This window comes from Hahella chejuensis KCTC 2396 (genome assembly GCF_000012985.1).
GTDB lineage: Bacteria > Pseudomonadota > Gammaproteobacteria > Pseudomonadales > Oleiphilaceae > Hahella > Hahella chejuensis.
Genome location: NC_007645.1, coordinates 4,010,618 through 4,026,030, shown reverse-complemented (window position 1 = coordinate 4,026,030; position 15,413 = coordinate 4,010,618). Strand labels below are relative to the sequence as shown.

Below are 15,413 nucleotides of genomic sequence, written 5' to 3'. Positions count from 1 at the left end.
AAGGCGGTTTCCACCGCCTTTGTCTGTTTCAAAGACTAAGCTGAATTTCTGTATGAACGAGTTGGCCTCAAGGAGGGATAACTATGTCTGGAAACACCGTTCGTCTGCATCGTGTGCTGCGCACGACGCCGGAAAAAATCTATCGCGCTTTTCTTGATCCGGATGCTTGGGCCAGATGGCTGCCGCCGAATGGATTTGTCGGTAAGGTGCATGCTATGGACGCGCGGGTGGGTGGTGGATACAGAATGTCCTTCACCAATTTCTCAACGGAGCATAGCCATTCCTTTGGCGGAACTTACCATGAATTGGTCCCTCGCGAACGTATCCGCTACACCGCCGTTTTTGATGATCCAAACCTGCCTGGAGAAATGCAGACCACTGTTATCTTGAGAGCGGTATCCTGCGGCTGCGAGTTGCATATCACTCAGGAGAACATACCGGAAATGATCCCCTTGGAAGCTTGCTACCTGGGCTGGCAGGAGTCTTTGGAGCATTTGGCGAGACTGGTGGAGCCGGAGATACCGGACTGATCCTGCTCGCCGTCGTCGCGGGGTTCCTTTCCCACGAATTTGTCCGATATAGTGAATTCCAGTTCGCGCAGGCTGCGTTGCGCCTGAAAAACTCATTCAAGGAAACGCTATGTCGGAAAAGATGAAAATGCTGGCGGGTCAGCTCTATGACCCGACTGATCCTGAACTGGTGGAAATGCGCCTGAGCGCGCGTTTGCTGACGGAGCAACTGAATTCCATCAGCGCGGTAGAGCCGGATGCGCGCAGGCGTCTGGTCAAAGAGCTGTTCGGAACCACAGGCGAGAATATTTTCATCGAATCGACCTTCAACTGCGACTACGGTCGCCATATTCATGTGGGTGAAAACTTCTACGCCAACTTTGGTTGCGTCATTCTGGATGTGGCGGAGGTGCGCATTGGCGATAACTGTCTGATTGCGCCCCAGGTCGGCATCTACACCGCCACCCATCCTATCGATCCCGTGGAGCGCAACAGCGGCAAAGAATACGCCTTGCCCGTCACCATTGGCCACAACTGCTGGATTGGCGGACACGCAACGATCAATCCGGGCGTCACCTTGGGCGATAACGTGGTCATCGCCTCTGGCGCCTTAGTGACCAAAAGCTTCGGGAATAATGTGGTGATCGCGGGAAATCCGGCTAGAGTGATAAGAGAAATACCGTAGGTTCGTGGCGCAGCCTCGTCTCAATACGGTAAGAATAATTTGCGCCGCACAGGCGCTGGCGCCGGAGGGGGAATATCATGCTGGAATTGAATCGGGAACGATGGGCGCAGTTATCGCACGCATTCGGTGAGGCGGGGGATATCCCGGATATGCTGCGGGAGCTGGCGAAAATGCCGCCCTCAGACACCTTTGAATCAGAACCCTATTTCTCGCTTTGGAACGCGCTCTGTCATCAGGGGGACGTTTATACCGCATCCTATGCGGCGGTTCCTCATATTGTCGACATTCTGAGCCGGAATCCCCAGGAGGCGCCGATAGACTTCTTCCTGTTGCCCGTATCAATAGAAATCACCCGTCTTCATGGTCATGGACCTGATTTGTCGGCGGAACTGGAGGAGGGTTATCACAACGCCATCGCCATGTTGCCGGGCCTCGCCGCCAAGGCGAAACCGAAAGATGAAGTCGGCGTGAGAGTGTTGGCCGCCGTGATGGCGGTTGTACATGGTGAGGCTGCAATGGCGGAAGCGATAATGGAGCTAAGTCCGGAAGTCATTGAAGACTTTATGGAAGAGATATAGCGGACTTTTATGAGTGATCAATCTATTTTTTAATATATGTTTCTGCTTGCCATAATTAGGCCATTATTGAGATAAGTCGACATTTAGGCGTGGATAGCGAAAAAGCAGAGACGACTATTATCGAATCTGCTTTTTCTCTCTTATAGATCCTGTCTGGATCTAATCATTAATCCAGCCAGTAAATGTCTTGTACTGTGATTAAAGTACCCGCTTGAGAGTTCATGGAGCCTTCGCGCAGATACACTTTCTCACCCACGATTTCCACCCACAAACCGTCCAGCTTCATCGCGTCCTGCTGATTGATGCTGAAGTTCAACAGGTAGTTGCCGCCTTCCGGCGTACGCAGGCTGATATCGGCGAAACGAATGTCTTTGGCGGGCTTGGTGACCACCAGTTTGCCGCTCAGAGTAACAATATTAGGCGTTACGTCAGTGACGCAGGCGCCGCTTTCTTCAGAGTAAACGCGGCCTTCGTCGCAAGAGCAGTGGCTGGGAGCGCCCCAGGCGCCCAGATCGCGGGTGCAGATCTGAGGGTAACGGCCTTGTCTGCCAAGGTCGTTGTAGGCGGTTTGAGTCAGGCAGGTGCCGGTTACTTCGCTGTATACCAAATCTTCAGGGCACTGGCAGATACTGGCGTTGCCCCAGACGTTGATATCCATGGTGCAGATCAAGGCATCAGTTTTACCTTCCGCAAAAGCGGGAAGAGTGAAAATACACAGACATGAAAGCAGAGCCAGTTTAATTAATCTCATTGTTACCTCTAACCTGTAATTTTAATTTCCATATATTGAAATAATTTGGCAATAAATGAGCAGAATATAATCTGATTGGAATGACGTTTAGAATATATAAAACCCATTGACTGCAACGGCGCGCATTGTAAGAAGGGAAAGTAACCCCGCCTATCGTATTTTCTACGAGTCGCTGAAAATAAATGACGAAAAGTTAAAAATATGGGGTTATATAAAAGGCGAATTGATGTGAATCAATTATGAAAAACGATATGTGGTATTTATGTAAATATATCGGTATTAACGTATTGTATGTGGGGGTTTAAGTATTGATTTGCGTAAGTGTATCAAAGGGAGCGCGGCGCTCTGTACGAGCGCCGAAAAGGCGTCTTTATTGTCCTGCTACGCCAATAACGGATTTGCCATTGCATTGGGCTCCGTCAGCGCCACAGGTCAAGTTTATGTTGGTCTGGTCATAAACCATTCCGAACAGAATTTGACTATTACCGAGGGGAGAAGCCGCAGCGATATGGGCGGACTGGGCGGCGCTGAATTCTGTGAATCTCAGCTTTTTCGCCTCGTTTGTAACTTGCAGCAACAGGCCGGCCGTGACGCCGTTAGTCGAGCTTGTTGAACCGGAAAACAGAAATTTACCGATATCCAGCGCCTGGAAATCGACGGCCGCCTCGTCCTGTTTATGGTCGATCAATGTGTAGTTATGCAGGCTTCCGTCTGATGCGAACTCGGCTAAAAAGAAGTCTCTTTCAACGCCTCCGCCTGGTTTTTGCACGGAGGCGTCGCCGCCAATCCAAATTTCGCCATTCTGCACGACAACTCCACCCAGAGATTCGTCAAACTGTTTATCCAGCAGCAGTGTGTCCAGATAGTGGCCCTGAGTGGTCAACAGCGTGACGGCGATGTCTTCGTCATTATCGCCTTCATTGAGGTTGCTCAGTTGCAGCATACGGCCAAAGTGCTGTTCATAGACGGGTATGAAGGCGTCTTTGGTCTCAAAGGCGACAGCGATGCGATCATCACCTTCCGAGACCGCTATCTTGGCGAGCAGCGGTCTGACTCTGCGCCACATCGCGAAATGGGTGGGCATAACCTGACGATCCCAGGTTTGGGATAAGTTCAGGTTCATGGCGTATACCTTGATCCCGTACGTATAGGCAAGAAGATAAACGGCGTTAGCCTCCACTTTGAGGGAAAGCAGTGCGTTATTGGGAAGTGTGGGGTTGTTTCCGTAGTTCAAATCCGCGACGGGAATCGTGGTGATCGTCCCGTCTTCCTGAACATCGTACTCAATCAGGTCCGCTGCATCCGGCGCGTCGACCAGGCGGGTTTCCGTCAGGGCGTCGCCTTGCATGGAGAACTTGCTGAGCACGACATAGCTGCGCTCGGGATTGGCCGGCAGCTCAGGACCGACAGGTTGCAGTCCCACCGTTATCAAATTCCCAAGAGGTGTAAAAGCGATGTCTTTGAAGGCGCTCAGCCCATCCTGCTCTTTGCTGAACAGCAGATCTCCCTGCGGGGCAAGACACTCCAGCTTGCTTGTCCATGTGTTGTCAGCAGCGCTTTGGGCATAGGTGTAGCAGACTGAGCCGTCAGGTCCGTGTGCGACCTTCGTTATCTGATTTTTGACGTCAGAAGAAATATTGCGGTAGTTCGCACGGCCGGACCACATGGCGCTGTCAGGAAACTGGCCTGTCGCCGGACCAGGGTCGACCACTTCGGCAGGATCTGGCGTATTTGTCTGACCTGCAGTTCCGCCTGAGCTTCCAGAACCTCCGCCGCACGCCGTGAGGGATAGCAGAGAGAGCAGGGAGGCGAAAGTAACGATGCCTTTTGTCACAGAAGTACTCCTTGTATTAAGCGGCGGCGATACAGGAAGTGAATGGTTCTGTGGACGCCAACCGCGATGGGAAGGCGAATCAATCTACCGTCTAGTAGGTTGAATAACAAGAAAAATATCAAATAAATGACCGGTGGTCATTATGTGCGCAGGAGTTTTTTGAGAGCTTTTTCGTTATAAGTAAGCGCCAGCCGCCGACACGATCAGTGTAAGTAATAACGGAACGCCAACCAGCAGGGCCGGTAAAGTCAGCGCGTAAAAAACAGGCCTTGCTACGACTGATCTGGCGTTGGAGGCGCATAAAGCGGACAGGATCAGCAACCCTTCTGTCAGCAGTAAATTGCTCCCCATGCTTTTGGCGGCGCTCAAACTCTCATCAAAGAATAATGCGTGTATGCTGTGGGCGGCGGTGATCAGCGCGAAGCAGGTGAAAACAACAGCGATGACTACTCGCAACCTGCACAGGGTGGCTAGGTAAACGCTTGCTTTGGTCATGGATAAAATGGGCTCCAATTCGCACGAGAGTGGTTGCATGCAATACATGCCTGGGGTGGGGCGTATTCTATCGCGCAAGGTCGCGGTCATTGCAAAAGAGTTTATAATCGCTTCGCTTTTTCACTCATAAAGGAATGCCATGATGACCAAGGAAAAATTCGATGGTCTTGCAGAAGACTATGATCTGTATCGTCCCCGTTATCCTCAGGCGTTAATGGGGATTATCAAGGACGCCTTGCCTGAGCGCGACTCTCTGAACATCTCCGATGTCGGGGCGGGAACGGGCATCGCACTGGAAGGGCTGATGCCGATTCTGGGTAATCAGCATCGTTATTATGCGGTGGATATTTCCGCTGATATGATTGCGCAGGGGCGGCGCAAGTTTCCTAAAGTGGATTGGCGCATGGGAAAGGCGGAGGAGGTCATCCCGACATTACCGAAGCTTGATCTGATACTGGCGGCGCAATCCTTTCAGTGGATGGACCGTCCGCAAATGCTGGCGGCGACTCGACAGGCGCTATCTTCCGATGGCGTATTCGCCGTCATTCAAAATAATCGCCACTATCAAAACAGCCCATTCCTGGATGGCTACGAAAGTCTGCTGGAGACATACAGTCCAGGATACAGCCGCCACTATCGGAGTTTCGATTTTCAGGGGGAGGTCGCATACGCGTTTACCTGTCCACGCGATGCGGTGGCGTTCCGCTTACACCACTGGACGATGTCCATCCCCGCCTCAGCCTTCGTCGGCATGAGCCGCTCTTCAACTCAGGCGCAACGCGCACTGGCGGCGGACGAAACACACTTTCTACAAAGCCTGGATGCGTTGCTGAATCGGTTTATGCAAGACGGAAATATTGAGCTGAGCTACGAGAGCCAGTTGTTTCTGGTTCGGGTGGGTTGATCAGGAAAGGCTTGCTTGAGGAAAATTCAAAAGGGGCCGAAAACAATTTCAGCCCCTTTATGTTTGACTTATACGTCCATGCCCTGGGAGCGCAGGTATTCGTCGTATGTACCAGCGAAATTGATCACGCCATTGGGTGTGATGTCGATGATTCGCGTGGCGAGGGAGGAGACGAATTCGCGGTCGTGGCTGACGAAAATGACGGTGCCTTCGAACTTCTCCAGAGAGAGGTTGAGGGATTCGATGGATTCCATGTCCAAGTGGTTGGTGGGCTCGTCCATGACGACAATGTTGGGGCGTTGCAGCATGATCTTTCCAAACAGCATGCGGCCCTGTTCGCCCCCGGAAATCTTGGTGACCGACTTCTTGATCTCATCGCCGGAAAACAGCAATTGCCCCAGGATGCCGCGAATCACCTGATCGTCATCTTTGGGTTGACGCCATTGGCTCATCCACTCGAACAAGCTCATGTCTTCAGCGAAATCAGCCGCGTGATCCTGGGCGTAGTAACCAATCGACGCGCCTTCCGACCACTTCACGGCGCCTGCGTCCGGCTCGACTTCATTCATCAAACAGCGCATCAGTGTGGTTTTACCGGCGCCGTTAGCGCCCAGAACCGCCACTTTTTCGCCAACTTCGATCATCATATCCAGCTTCTTAAACAGGCTGAGGTCTTCATAGCCTTTGCTGAGGCCTTCCACTTCCAGCGCCAGTCGGAACAGTTTCTTTTCCTGATTGAAGCGGATATAGGGGTTAACCCGGCTGGAAGCCTTGACTTCCGACAGCTGGATTTTCTCCATCTGACGAGCGCGGGACGTCGCCTGTTTGGCTTTGGAGGCGTTGGCGGAGAAGCGGGCGACGAACTGCGCCAGATCGTCCAGCTGCGCCTGCTTCTTCTCATTCTCAGCCAGCAGCTGCGACCGGGCCAGTGTCGAGGCGGCCATATACTGGTCGTAGTTGCCGGGGTAGAGGCGAATCTCGCCGTAATCCACATCCGCCATGTGCGTGCAGACGCTGTTCAGGAAGTGACGGTCGTGGGAAATAATAATCATGGTGCTGTTTCTGGCGTTCAACACATCTTCCAGCCAGCGGATGGTGTTGATGTCCAGGTTGTTGGTCGGCTCATCGAGCAGCAGCACGTCCGGGTCGGAAAACAGCGCTTGCGCCAGCAGAACCCGTAACTTCCAGCCGGGAGCGACTGCGCTCATCAGGCCATAATGTTGTTCGACGGGAATGCCGACGCCAATCAACAATTCACCCGCGCGGGATTCGGCGGTGTAGCCGTCCATCTCTGCGAAGGCGCCTTCCAGATCGGCGACTTTCATGCCGTCTTCGTCGCTCATTTCCGGCAGGCTGTAGATGCGATCCCGCTCACGTTTCACTTCCCACAGCTCGGGATAGCCCATGATGACGGTGTCGATCACTGAGTAATTTTCATAAGCGAACTGATCCTGACGCAGCTTACCCACGCGGGCGTTGGGCTCGATGGATACCACGCCGGCAGTGGGGCTCAAATCGCCGCCAAGGATTTTCATAAACGTCGACTTACCGCAGCCATTCGCCCCGATCAAACCGTAGCGGCCACCAGGAGAGAACTTGACGGAGACGTTTTCAAACAGCGGCCGGGAGCCGAATTGCATCGTAATGTTCGCAGTACTAATCACAGCATTGTCCAGGAAATAAACAGAAGGGCCGCGCATGATAGAGCAATCGCCGCTTAGGGCCAAGTGTGGCGGTGTGATATTAAGGGAAATCCGCTGGCCACTGTTGGGCTTGAGCGCGAAATGTCGGTAATTTACAAGCAACTGTAAATTGACGGGCGTACAATTATTCGCAGTCCGCTTGAGGTTTTGTTTTCTATATCCAACCCAGCACTACGAGAGTGGAAAATGGCGCTAGGAAGTCATTCGAACGTACACAATACATGTCTGAATATTCTTAAAAAGCAAGGTTACAGGCTATGGCTTCACTATGATGATGAGAGCCTCCCGCATGCTGAAGCGGATCTTTCGATGTGCCTTTGGTGCGCAGAAAAAAATGGTTATAAGTTCATCGCCAGTAATCCGATCGAGTTATTAGGTTTAGCAAAAATATATGAGTTTAAAGGCGAGCCGAAGACGGAAGAGACCCCGTATTGGTGGCGTGTGATTGATGAGAAAGCAAGAGATGAACTTATAGAGAAATTATTCCCCGACGATTGAGCATCAAGCATAAACCCCACGCAAAACCTATGGGGACATGCAAGCCTTCTGATTTGACCCAGGTCGCAATTCTCCAATCCTCCGCCAAAAAGCTTTTGCCTGAATTCACGGCATGGGTGCATGATCCCTTCTGAATAACGTTCAGTTAACTGTATTCGCCGGTTGACGCCTGGCCGGTTATAACCTGCAGTATTGCGGACAATCAGTATTCAGCCGCCGCGATAGGTTTTTAGAAGCTATCGATAACAACAATGGAAGGGGGCAGGGAGTACTGTGAACGCAATATCTAAGGAGTTGGAGCAGGGATTTTTCACGCAGTCGGTGATCGGCGATCAGCCTTATCCCAGTTATGAGTTACGCAATATCCTGGCGTGCCTGGAGGAATGGGGCGACGCCGAGTTTGTAGAGTCCGTTTTGAAACAGGTGGGACTGGATTGGGAACGCTTATGGGAAGAGCCCTCGATGCCCACCCATAGATTGCTGCAAACCCTGGATCTGGTGCGCGAGCGCTACGCCACTCCGGGTTTGGGGGGCGCTATCGGGCAGTCTTATACGTTGGCCAGTCTGGGAGAGATTGGCGTACAGGTGGCTGCCTGCCGAACCCTGGGCGAAGCGCTGGTGTTGGTGGAGCGCAATTATGATCAGCTCGGCGTCGTGATGGATAAATCGCTGACCTTGCAGGGCGACCAAGTGGTGGTGCGCCACTACAATGTCAGCGGTCTGAATCATGAGACGCTCGATTTCCTGATGGAGATCTGTATCGCCGCTTTTTTCACGGTCGCCAGAGAAGTGGCGGGATTCGACTTTCCCTTGCGGTATGTGTCTTTTACGCGAGAGCCGCCAACGGACCAAAAAATATATCGTCTGGTGTTCGGCGACCCATTGCGTTTTTCGCAACCGTTTATTGAATGGGCCTTTGATGTGCGTTTGCTAGAGGCGCCGGTGCGGGTGCGTTTGCCTGACTCCGCTCCGATGCAGGAGCAACCTACCTATCTGCAGTTCACTGCCTGGGATGAAACCAGTCTGGTGCAGCGCATCAGCGACATGCTATACGCCCGTCGCGGCTTTCCAGAGTTGCCGGAAATCGCCGGGCGTCTGAATATGAGTCCACGCACGTTGCGGCGACGATTGGCGACGGCGGGAATCAACTACCAACGCCTGCTCAATCGGATAAGGTGTCAACAGGCGATTGCGCTGTTGCAGGAAGAAGAATTGGCGGTGGACGACATTGCGGACCAGCTGGGGTTTACGGAAGCGGCCAACTTTCGGCACGCATTTAAGAAATGGCTGGGACTGCCCCCGGGGGCAGTCCGCTCGGTTTAGCTTCCAGGGTGTCGCAAAATTTGTTTTAGCGACTGTTTTTATAAAGTTTTTATCGCTTGGCGCGTATACGCGGCCAGTTGTCAGTTTTTAACCTGAAATACTGGCGTACGCAAGGGCTTAATCTACGCAATCGTTGGGCGCCATCCGCGCGATCCATTCATATATCAGCGCCTGTCCTTCCTGGTGTACAAGCTGACGGCCAATTTCCGGCATCTTGTCGCCAGGCTGGTCGGTCTCCATTCGGAAGTTGAAGATGGATGCGTCCGGCGACCCCGGTTCGATGTCGTAACTTAATGCGCCGCCGCCGTAGGCCACGGGCTGTTTGCAAACCCCATGCTGACTTTGATAGTCCGCGAAACTGCGCCAGAACTCCAGGCTGAGGCCGGTATTCGACGCGCCGCCTTCAGGGCGATGGCAATGCGCGCAGTTAACGTCCAGATAGCCTTTCGCCAAACGATGGATCTGATCATCGGAATAGCCCGCCAGGTTGGAGGCGTCCGCGTCGCTATAGCTGGGGACGCTGTCTATGCTGGACAAATCATCCGGCAGACCGGAAATAATGCCTTTCTGTTTCCAATAGGCGAGCTGGTTGGCGGCGCCACTGGGGTAAGCATAAGTCCAGTTAAGCTGGCGCGCTTTGGGACCCAACGGAACAAAACGGGAGCCGGAATCCGTCTTGAACTGATGGCACTGCTTGCACTTATTGGTGTCGGGAACCTGATAAGTGAAATTGTGCTGCACCCCGTTGTGCACCACCGTTGCGGCGTAATTTCCGCCCGCCACGCTCAGTTCCGCGTCTTCCTTGTTGGCGTCCCAAATATAAGGCAGAGCCGCCCAGCCGCTGGCGCGACGGATCAATAGGCGGGTTTCCAGTAGACGTTCATTTTCCAGGCCGCGATTGGCCGTATCCGCCGGCAACGCGAAAGTTTTGGTTATGACGGTTCCTTCGGGGAAATCAATGACTTCCTGTTCGCTGTACTGGGCTTGTTTACCTTCAGGAACGTACACTACCCGGTATTTGCTCGCATAATCCGTGAACAGGGGGCTGGCGAGATCATAGACAACGCCAGACCCGTCTGTGGTTTGCGTGGGGTCCGCGCCGCTGAACAGGCGATAACTGGACAGGTAACGGCAATTGGTGGAGGAGAGGGCGCTCCAGTTCACGCCATCGCCGCTTTCGCCGCATACTCCCGCTTCCTTGGCGGAACTTCCGCCATCATCGGCGGAGCCGTCTCCGCCACTGCTACAACCGGTGATCACGCTGGCCATTATCCACAGCACGCCGCCATAGATAGCGGCTTTTTTATTGTTTTGCATAAGCGCCTCAACTGATTACTGATTAACTGGCGTCAATGTCTCATCACAGACTGCAAGCTGCGTGGGCGTCATCCTGGCCGCATCCGTATACCTTGCCGGCGACTGTGGCGGATGCGGCGGGCAGTCGGGCCAGATCGCAGTCCAGCAGGTTGGCGCCGACGCCGGTCGTGGCGTCAGGTTCGCCGTCGGCGGGATCTGCGTCAGTAAATGTGGTGGGGTCCGGGTTGTAGAGGAAACCCTTGGTGGCGTCGCCGTTGTTGACGACGCAGATGTTCTCCGATCCGTCCGCAGCGAACGGCTCCTCTGAAAAGGTAGCGCCATAGCCTGCACGGGCCAATAACTCCCCGAAGCCGTCATACAACACGCTGGGCAGGGTGGTCTCCCCAATGGCCTGAAATGCGGGGAGCACACCCTGTATCAAATCGCCTCGCGGATTACCGCCAGAGTCGCTGATGCTGTTGTCGTGAATGGATATGTTGCGAGGAACGGAGCGCCAGCCATCGGCCATGATGTCGTCCATGACATATTGCTCCATCTCCGTCTGACTGGCGGCGATAAAGAACGAAGAGACAGTGACGGAGGTGGTGTCGTGGTTGCTGATAGCGTTGTTATAAACCTCCACATCCGCAGTGGACAGTACGATCACCCCGGTGCCGGGAGGCACGATATGCACGCCGGCGGGATTGCTGCTGGCGTTGGCGAAGTTATCGGTGTTGTTGTCGCGAATGATGTTATTGAAAACGCGCACAGTGGAGCCGTATTTGTGGTTCCCGATAGGCAGGTCGAACACCAGGATGCCGCCGGTGTTGCCTTCCGCCACATTGTTGTAGACGTCTGCATTTTGGGAGTTTTCGATCTCGATGCCCGCCACGTTTTCTTTGGCCACATTGCGCCGTACGACGATATTGCTGGACTGTCCGACATAGACGCCGGCGTCCGCCGAACCGCGCACGTAGGAGTCTTCGATCAGAATGTTCGAGCATTCCACGGGATACAGGCCGTAGGCGCCATTGTCCGAGGTCAACGCGCCTTTCCACTCCGTGCGGGTGTATTGCAGGCGAATGCCGTCGGAGTCTTTCAGCTTAATGCCGTTGTTGGCGGCTTCCTCCACCGCAAGGTTACGGACAGTGACGTCCTTCATGTTCTGAATGAATATGCCGTCGCCGCCGAGAGAACCGGAAAAGTCCAGAATGGTCTTATCCATGCCGTAACCGGCGATGGTGATATTCTCCAATGATGCGCCGTCGCCGTCGGGATCGCCGTCAAGGGTCAGGGTATCGGTTATTTGCAGGCGCCCTTCGGGCAACACCAGATAATCGCCGGACTGCGCAGTGATGAACGCTGTCTTGATTGCGATGGTGATGTCGCCGTCGGCGCTGATGAATTTTGCGTTGTCGGGGAAATTCGAGCCGCTGGAGCCGTCGCCGCCAGTGGTGTCGCTACTGCATCCGGTCAGCGCAGCGATAGAAAGACAAAGAGCCGGCGCAAGGCCGGCGGGGATGAAACTGGGTTGCATAGTGTCCCTCGCATTCTTTTTATTATTGGTGGCCAAATAAGAGGACAGATTGTCCGCTTTTGGGTGTTTTCTGTTATGCCGTAAAAACAGGGAGGGTCACAATGTGCAAAGTGGCCAGCGGTAATTTTATTCTGATTAATGCTGGCGTAGAATCGGCGTCTGGGAAGGCGAAGACGGGAGCATGGCCGTAACCGTCTGTGAAAAGTTATTTTTTCTTAACAATGTGAGAAAAATACCAGTTTTGGGAGAAAAGTCTTATAGCATATCCGCTGGCGATGGCGGAGATTAAGACGACGGGCTCCCCGGAGGAAATACGCTTTCGAGCGCTATTGGAATTCTCCATAATGCCTCTGCCCCCCGATTTTCAGGACACAGGACAACACCTAACAAGGACTTGATGGGCAAAGAAGGATGATCAAACGCCAGATTCACCCCCTTAGACCCTTTAAAATCGGAGACTGGTGGGTCGACCCGGAAGCCAACAAACTGGCTGACCAGGATTGTGAAATCTCTCTAACTCCCAAAGCGATGACGGCTCTTCTGGCGTTGGTGGAAGCGCAGGGCCGGTCGCTGGGGGAGGAGCAACTGCAGGAAAAAATCTGGTCGTCGTCCGCCCAGCCGGACGCTTCCGTCGATCAGATTATTTCCCAATTACGCAAGGCGTTCGGGGATAATGGCAGACCGCGCCGTTACATAGAAAGAGACGGCTCTACATACCGTATTGTGGCGCAAATGTCGCAGCCCGATGTGGATGGTTTGTGCCCCCATAGTCATGCTAAAGGCCGTCGGCGCGGCCTGTGTAAATGGGGAATCAGCGTTGGCGCGCTTGCTCTGGTGTTCGCATTGGGGTTCGGCGTTTTTTATCCCAAATCCCAGGCTCCCAGCCAGATCATTGTCTATCCGATTCAATTGGTGGACGCCTCCCATCATCGCGATAGTGCGTATTTGGCCACCAGCGTCACGGACGCCATTCGTTCTCGACTGGCGACTCTGGGAGGGGCGCGGGTCGTGTTCAGCGAGACCGCGCCCTGGTCGCGTCCCGACCGAGGCAGCGCTGTCAGCGGCAGTCTGCAGATTACCGGCTCCAGCTTGAGGCTGATTCTTAATATCACCGATCTGGCGGGTAGAGACTCCCAGTGGAGCGGCCTTATCGAAGGCGAAGTCAGAAAGCTGTATTCCTTTCATCAGGACCTGTCGGAGGCGTTGCTGTCTCAGCTGAATGTACCTAATGACGAGTTCAGTGACCGTCGCGAGCCTGACCCGGAAGCCTACGATTATTACCTGCAGGGTCGTCACTACTGGTCTCAGCGCGATGTGCACTCGCTCCAGCGCGCGTTGCAGAACTTCTCCCAGGCGATCAGCCTTGACGGTCAATTCGCCCCGGCCTATGTCGCCCTGTGCGACAGCTATCACTTTTTGAGCGTCTATTCGGATATGCCCGCCAGCACGGTGTCGGAGAAGTGCGCGCCGCTGTTGGATCGGGCGTTCGCTCTGAATCCAGGCATGCCTCAGGCTTATGCGTCCCGCGCTCTGCAGTTCTCCGAGCAGGGCAGGGAGAGTGAGGCGGAGGGGTTCTATAAAAAAGCATTGGAAATGGCGCCGAATTACGCGCCCGCTTACCTCTGGTACGGTCAATTGCTGCGCTCACAGGGCCGTTTCATTCAGTCCCTGGCCATGTATGAACAGGCGTTGGAGCTTGAGCCTTTTTCTGGCGGCATCAATCGTGGCAAAGCCTACACTCTGCTGCGGATGGGGCGTTTGGAGCAGGCCAGGGACACTTATCAGCGCGCCTTGGCGCTGGAGCCGGATTATCTGTACCGTCCATTGGACCAACTGGAGTTCCTGCCCATTACCGTCGAAACGGCGACAGACTACTTCAACTGGTCGCGCATGTATCCTCACGTGATAGGTCGGCAACCCAACAATAAAGTGACGGAGGCGATTCTATGGATGGCGCTTGGAGACATGAAAAAAGCGCAGGAATTACTGATTCAGGTGCCGCCTGGCATGCGCACCGGCGCCAATTACCTCTATGCGCGAGGTCTGCAGTACTCCATCAATCGGGACTATGACGCGGCGTTGTCCGTATTTCAGCAGCGGCGCAGCCAACAACCCGGGAATCGCTCCTACGCGCTGCCGGTGGCCGCCACGCTGATAAAACTGGGACGCAATGAGGATGCATTGGAAGAGCTGGATCGTTACTATCCCAAGCTCGGCGCCAACAAAACCTCCATTGACTCTGAGAACCGTTTTCCTTATCTGATCGCCTGCTATTTGCGACATATCATCGGGCAGAAATCGCCGCAGTATCTGCACGATGAACTTAAGCAATCCGTGTCCTATAAAATTGTTGAAGCCATGGATATACCGGAATGGTTTGTGTACGAAAACCCCGCCAAGTTGTTTGAAATATTACGGGCGCAGTTAATGTCGGGATGGTTGCCGGACTACAACCAGTTCCTGTGGGCGCCGGAGCAATGGCCGGAGTGGAGTTCCTTCACCCGGGATCAACAGGAAGAAGTGACCAGCCTGCTGCGTCGCAATCGCCAGTCGGTGTTGCGGGAAAGCGGGCGCGAGGACAAGCTCAACGCGTCTCTGGACAAGCGGAGCGTCAAAGAGACGACGGCGTTAAACTGACCCGCCGCCTCAGCGCAGAAAGGCGTTACCGCGACCCCCAGTCATAATCCTGAATTTGATGTAGGCGCTCCCGTTGCTCTTCGGTGAGCGCTTCTTGCATTTTCCTGCGCGCCTGCAATCGAATTTCCAGCATTTTGAGATGGGCGTCAGCCATCGCGCGATGGGCTTCCAGAATAGCTTTGTCATCCATTTCGTCTTTGTTGAGCAGGTTCTGCATGGCGGCGTGTTGTTTGTACATTTCCTGGAAGTGGACCCATTGCTGCTCGCCCAGCTGTTTTTGAATTTCTTCTATCTTGCTGCGCTGCTTATCATCCAACCCCAGTAGTCCGGCCATTCTTGGCGAACTTAAATCCATCATGCCGCCCATCATAAAACCATCGCCCATCATGTATCCGTGACCAAACATGCGACGGGATTCCATCATGGAATGGCGACCGTAGCCGCTCCAGTTGGATGCGCTCCAGTCGTCGCCTGTGAACATGCCGCCGCTTCCCATCATGTGTCGGCCCCGCATCATGCCGGCGCCGCAGTCATCGCAATCGCTGTCGGAAGCGCTTGAGCCAAAGAAACCGTGGCCAGAGGCGGAGGCGGCCAGGCAGAGTATCAAGGTGAAGAAAAGGGCGTTAAGAGGCGCGAGGACAGGTTTAATCATGACGACGTCTC

General features: G+C 53.9%; 13 protein-coding genes and 1 pseudogene. 7 read left to right on the top strand and 7 right to left on the bottom strand.

All coding sequences use genetic code 11. The features are described from left to right. The first annotated feature begins 83 nt into the window (after nt 1–83). The 3 genes from HCH_RS17375 (at nt 84) to HCH_RS17365 (ending at nt 1,772) form a co-directional block, all read left to right on the top strand. Nucleotides 84–530, top strand: a complete 447-nt coding sequence (locus HCH_RS17375; RefSeq protein ID WP_011397676.1) for an SRPBCC family protein — start codon at nt 84–86, stop codon at nt 528–530. 109 nt (nt 531–639) lie between these two features. Then, entirely contained in the window at nt 640–1,194 is a 555-nt protein-coding gene (locus HCH_RS17370) for a sugar O-acetyltransferase (protein WP_011397675.1), read from the top strand. Nucleotides 1,195–1,271: 77 nt separating this feature from the next. After that, entirely contained in the window at nt 1,272–1,772 is a 501-nt protein-coding gene (locus tag HCH_RS17365; RefSeq protein ID WP_011397673.1) for a hypothetical protein, read from the top strand. Nucleotides 1,773–1,938: 166 nt separating this feature from the next. Here the strand turns inward: HCH_RS17365 and HCH_RS17360 are convergent, their stop codons facing one another. The 3 genes from HCH_RS17360 to HCH_RS17350 all read right to left on the bottom strand — a co-directional run bounded on the left by HCH_RS17360 (nt 1,939) and on the right by HCH_RS17350 (nt 4,852). Beyond that, on the bottom strand, nt 1,939–2,523 hold the full coding sequence (locus tag HCH_RS17360; protein ID WP_011397672.1) for a hypothetical protein: 585 nt from the start codon (nt 2,521–2,523) through the stop codon (nt 1,939–1,941). 370 nt (nt 2,524–2,893) lie between these two features. Then, nucleotides 2,894–4,357 carry a hypothetical protein gene (locus HCH_RS17355; protein ID WP_011397670.1) on the bottom strand — a complete coding sequence of 488 codons (1,464 nt, stop codon included), beginning with the start codon at nt 4,355–4,357 and terminating at the stop codon, nt 2,894–2,896. A gap of 174 nt (nt 4,358–4,531) precedes the next feature. Then, the gene (locus HCH_RS17350; protein ID WP_041598752.1) at nt 4,532–4,852 is read right to left on the bottom strand and encodes a hypothetical protein; all 321 of its coding nucleotides are present in this window, start codon (nt 4,850–4,852) and stop codon (nt 4,532–4,534) included. Between the two features lie 139 nt (nt 4,853–4,991). On the opposite strand from HCH_RS17350, the gene HCH_RS17345 reads away from it, so the two are divergent. Next, on the top strand, nt 4,992–5,756 hold the full coding sequence (locus HCH_RS17345; RefSeq protein WP_011397668.1) for a class I SAM-dependent methyltransferase: 765 nt from the start codon (nt 4,992–4,994) through the stop codon (nt 5,754–5,756). 68 nt (nt 5,757–5,824) lie between these two features. Here the strand turns inward: HCH_RS17345 and HCH_RS17340 are convergent, their stop codons facing one another. Then, complete coding sequence (locus HCH_RS17340) at nt 5,825–7,420, bottom strand: ABC-F family ATPase (protein ID WP_083769877.1); 1,596 nt, start codon at nt 7,418–7,420, stop codon at nt 5,825–5,827. 225 nt (nt 7,421–7,645) lie between these two features. Between HCH_RS17340 and HCH_RS17335 the strand changes: the two genes are divergently transcribed. Further along, a complete protein-coding gene (locus HCH_RS17335) occupies nt 7,646–7,957 on the top strand; it encodes a hypothetical protein (RefSeq protein ID WP_011397666.1) in 312 nt (103 codons plus the stop codon). A 273-nt stretch (nt 7,958–8,230) separates the two neighbouring features. Beyond that, the gene (locus HCH_RS17330; protein WP_011397665.1) at nt 8,231–9,280 is read left to right on the top strand and encodes an AraC family transcriptional regulator; all 1,050 of its coding nucleotides are present in this window, start codon (nt 8,231–8,233) and stop codon (nt 9,278–9,280) included. A 117-nt stretch (nt 9,281–9,397) separates the two neighbouring features. Here HCH_RS17330 and HCH_RS17325 read toward each other — a convergent pair whose 3' ends face one another. Both HCH_RS17325 and HCH_RS17320 read right to left on the bottom strand, forming a co-directional pair. Next, nucleotides 9,398–10,597, bottom strand: a complete 1,200-nt coding sequence (locus HCH_RS17325) for an SO2930 family diheme c-type cytochrome (protein ID WP_011397664.1) — start codon at nt 10,595–10,597, stop codon at nt 9,398–9,400. Nucleotides 10,598–10,640: 43 nt separating this feature from the next. Then, complete coding sequence (locus HCH_RS17320; RefSeq protein WP_011397663.1) at nt 10,641–12,113, bottom strand: parallel beta-helix domain-containing protein; 1,473 nt, start codon at nt 12,111–12,113, stop codon at nt 10,641–10,643. 411 nt (nt 12,114–12,524) lie between these two features. Here HCH_RS17320 and HCH_RS35240 point away from each other — a divergent pair. Next, a pseudogene (locus tag HCH_RS35240) lies at nt 12,525–13,913 on the top strand (tetratricopeptide repeat protein); the annotation flags it as partial. Between the two features lie 862 nt (nt 13,914–14,775). On the opposite strand, the gene HCH_RS17310 reads toward HCH_RS35240, so the two are convergent. After that, nucleotides 14,776–15,402 (bottom strand): Spy/CpxP family protein refolding chaperone, encoded by a 627-nt coding sequence (locus tag HCH_RS17310; protein WP_011397660.1) that lies wholly within the window; start codon nt 15,400–15,402, stop codon nt 14,776–14,778. Nucleotides 15,403–15,413 lie beyond the last annotated feature (11 nt).

Bases quoted from the DNA above. Each gene is read 5' to 3' on its own strand.
- HCH_RS17370 (WP_011397675.1), top strand. From the start codon at position 640: ATGTCGGAAAAGATGAAAATGCTGGCGGGTCAGCTCTATGACCCGACT.
- HCH_RS17365 (WP_011397673.1), top strand. From the start codon at position 1,272: ATGCTGGAATTGAATCGGGAACGATGGGCGCAGTTATCGCACGCATTC.
- HCH_RS17310 (WP_011397660.1), bottom strand. From the start codon at position 15,402: ATGATTAAACCTGTCCTCGCGCCTCTTAACGCCCTTTTCTTCACCTTG.
- HCH_RS17375 (WP_011397676.1), top strand. From the start codon at position 84: ATGTCTGGAAACACCGTTCGTCTGCATCGTGTGCTGCGCACGACGCCG.
- HCH_RS17335 (WP_011397666.1), top strand. From the start codon at position 7,646: ATGGCGCTAGGAAGTCATTCGAACGTACACAATACATGTCTGAATATT.
- HCH_RS17325 (WP_011397664.1), bottom strand. From the start codon at position 10,597: ATGCAAAACAATAAAAAAGCCGCTATCTATGGCGGCGTGCTGTGGATA.
- HCH_RS17360 (WP_011397672.1), bottom strand. From the start codon at position 2,523: ATGAGATTAATTAAACTGGCTCTGCTTTCATGTCTGTGTATTTTCACT.
- HCH_RS17350 (WP_041598752.1), bottom strand. From the start codon at position 4,852: ATGACCAAAGCAAGCGTTTACCTAGCCACCCTGTGCAGGTTGCGAGTA.
- HCH_RS17345 (WP_011397668.1), top strand. From the start codon at position 4,992: ATGATGACCAAGGAAAAATTCGATGGTCTTGCAGAAGACTATGATCTG.
- HCH_RS17320 (WP_011397663.1), bottom strand. From the start codon at position 12,113: ATGCAACCCAGTTTCATCCCCGCCGGCCTTGCGCCGGCTCTTTGTCTT.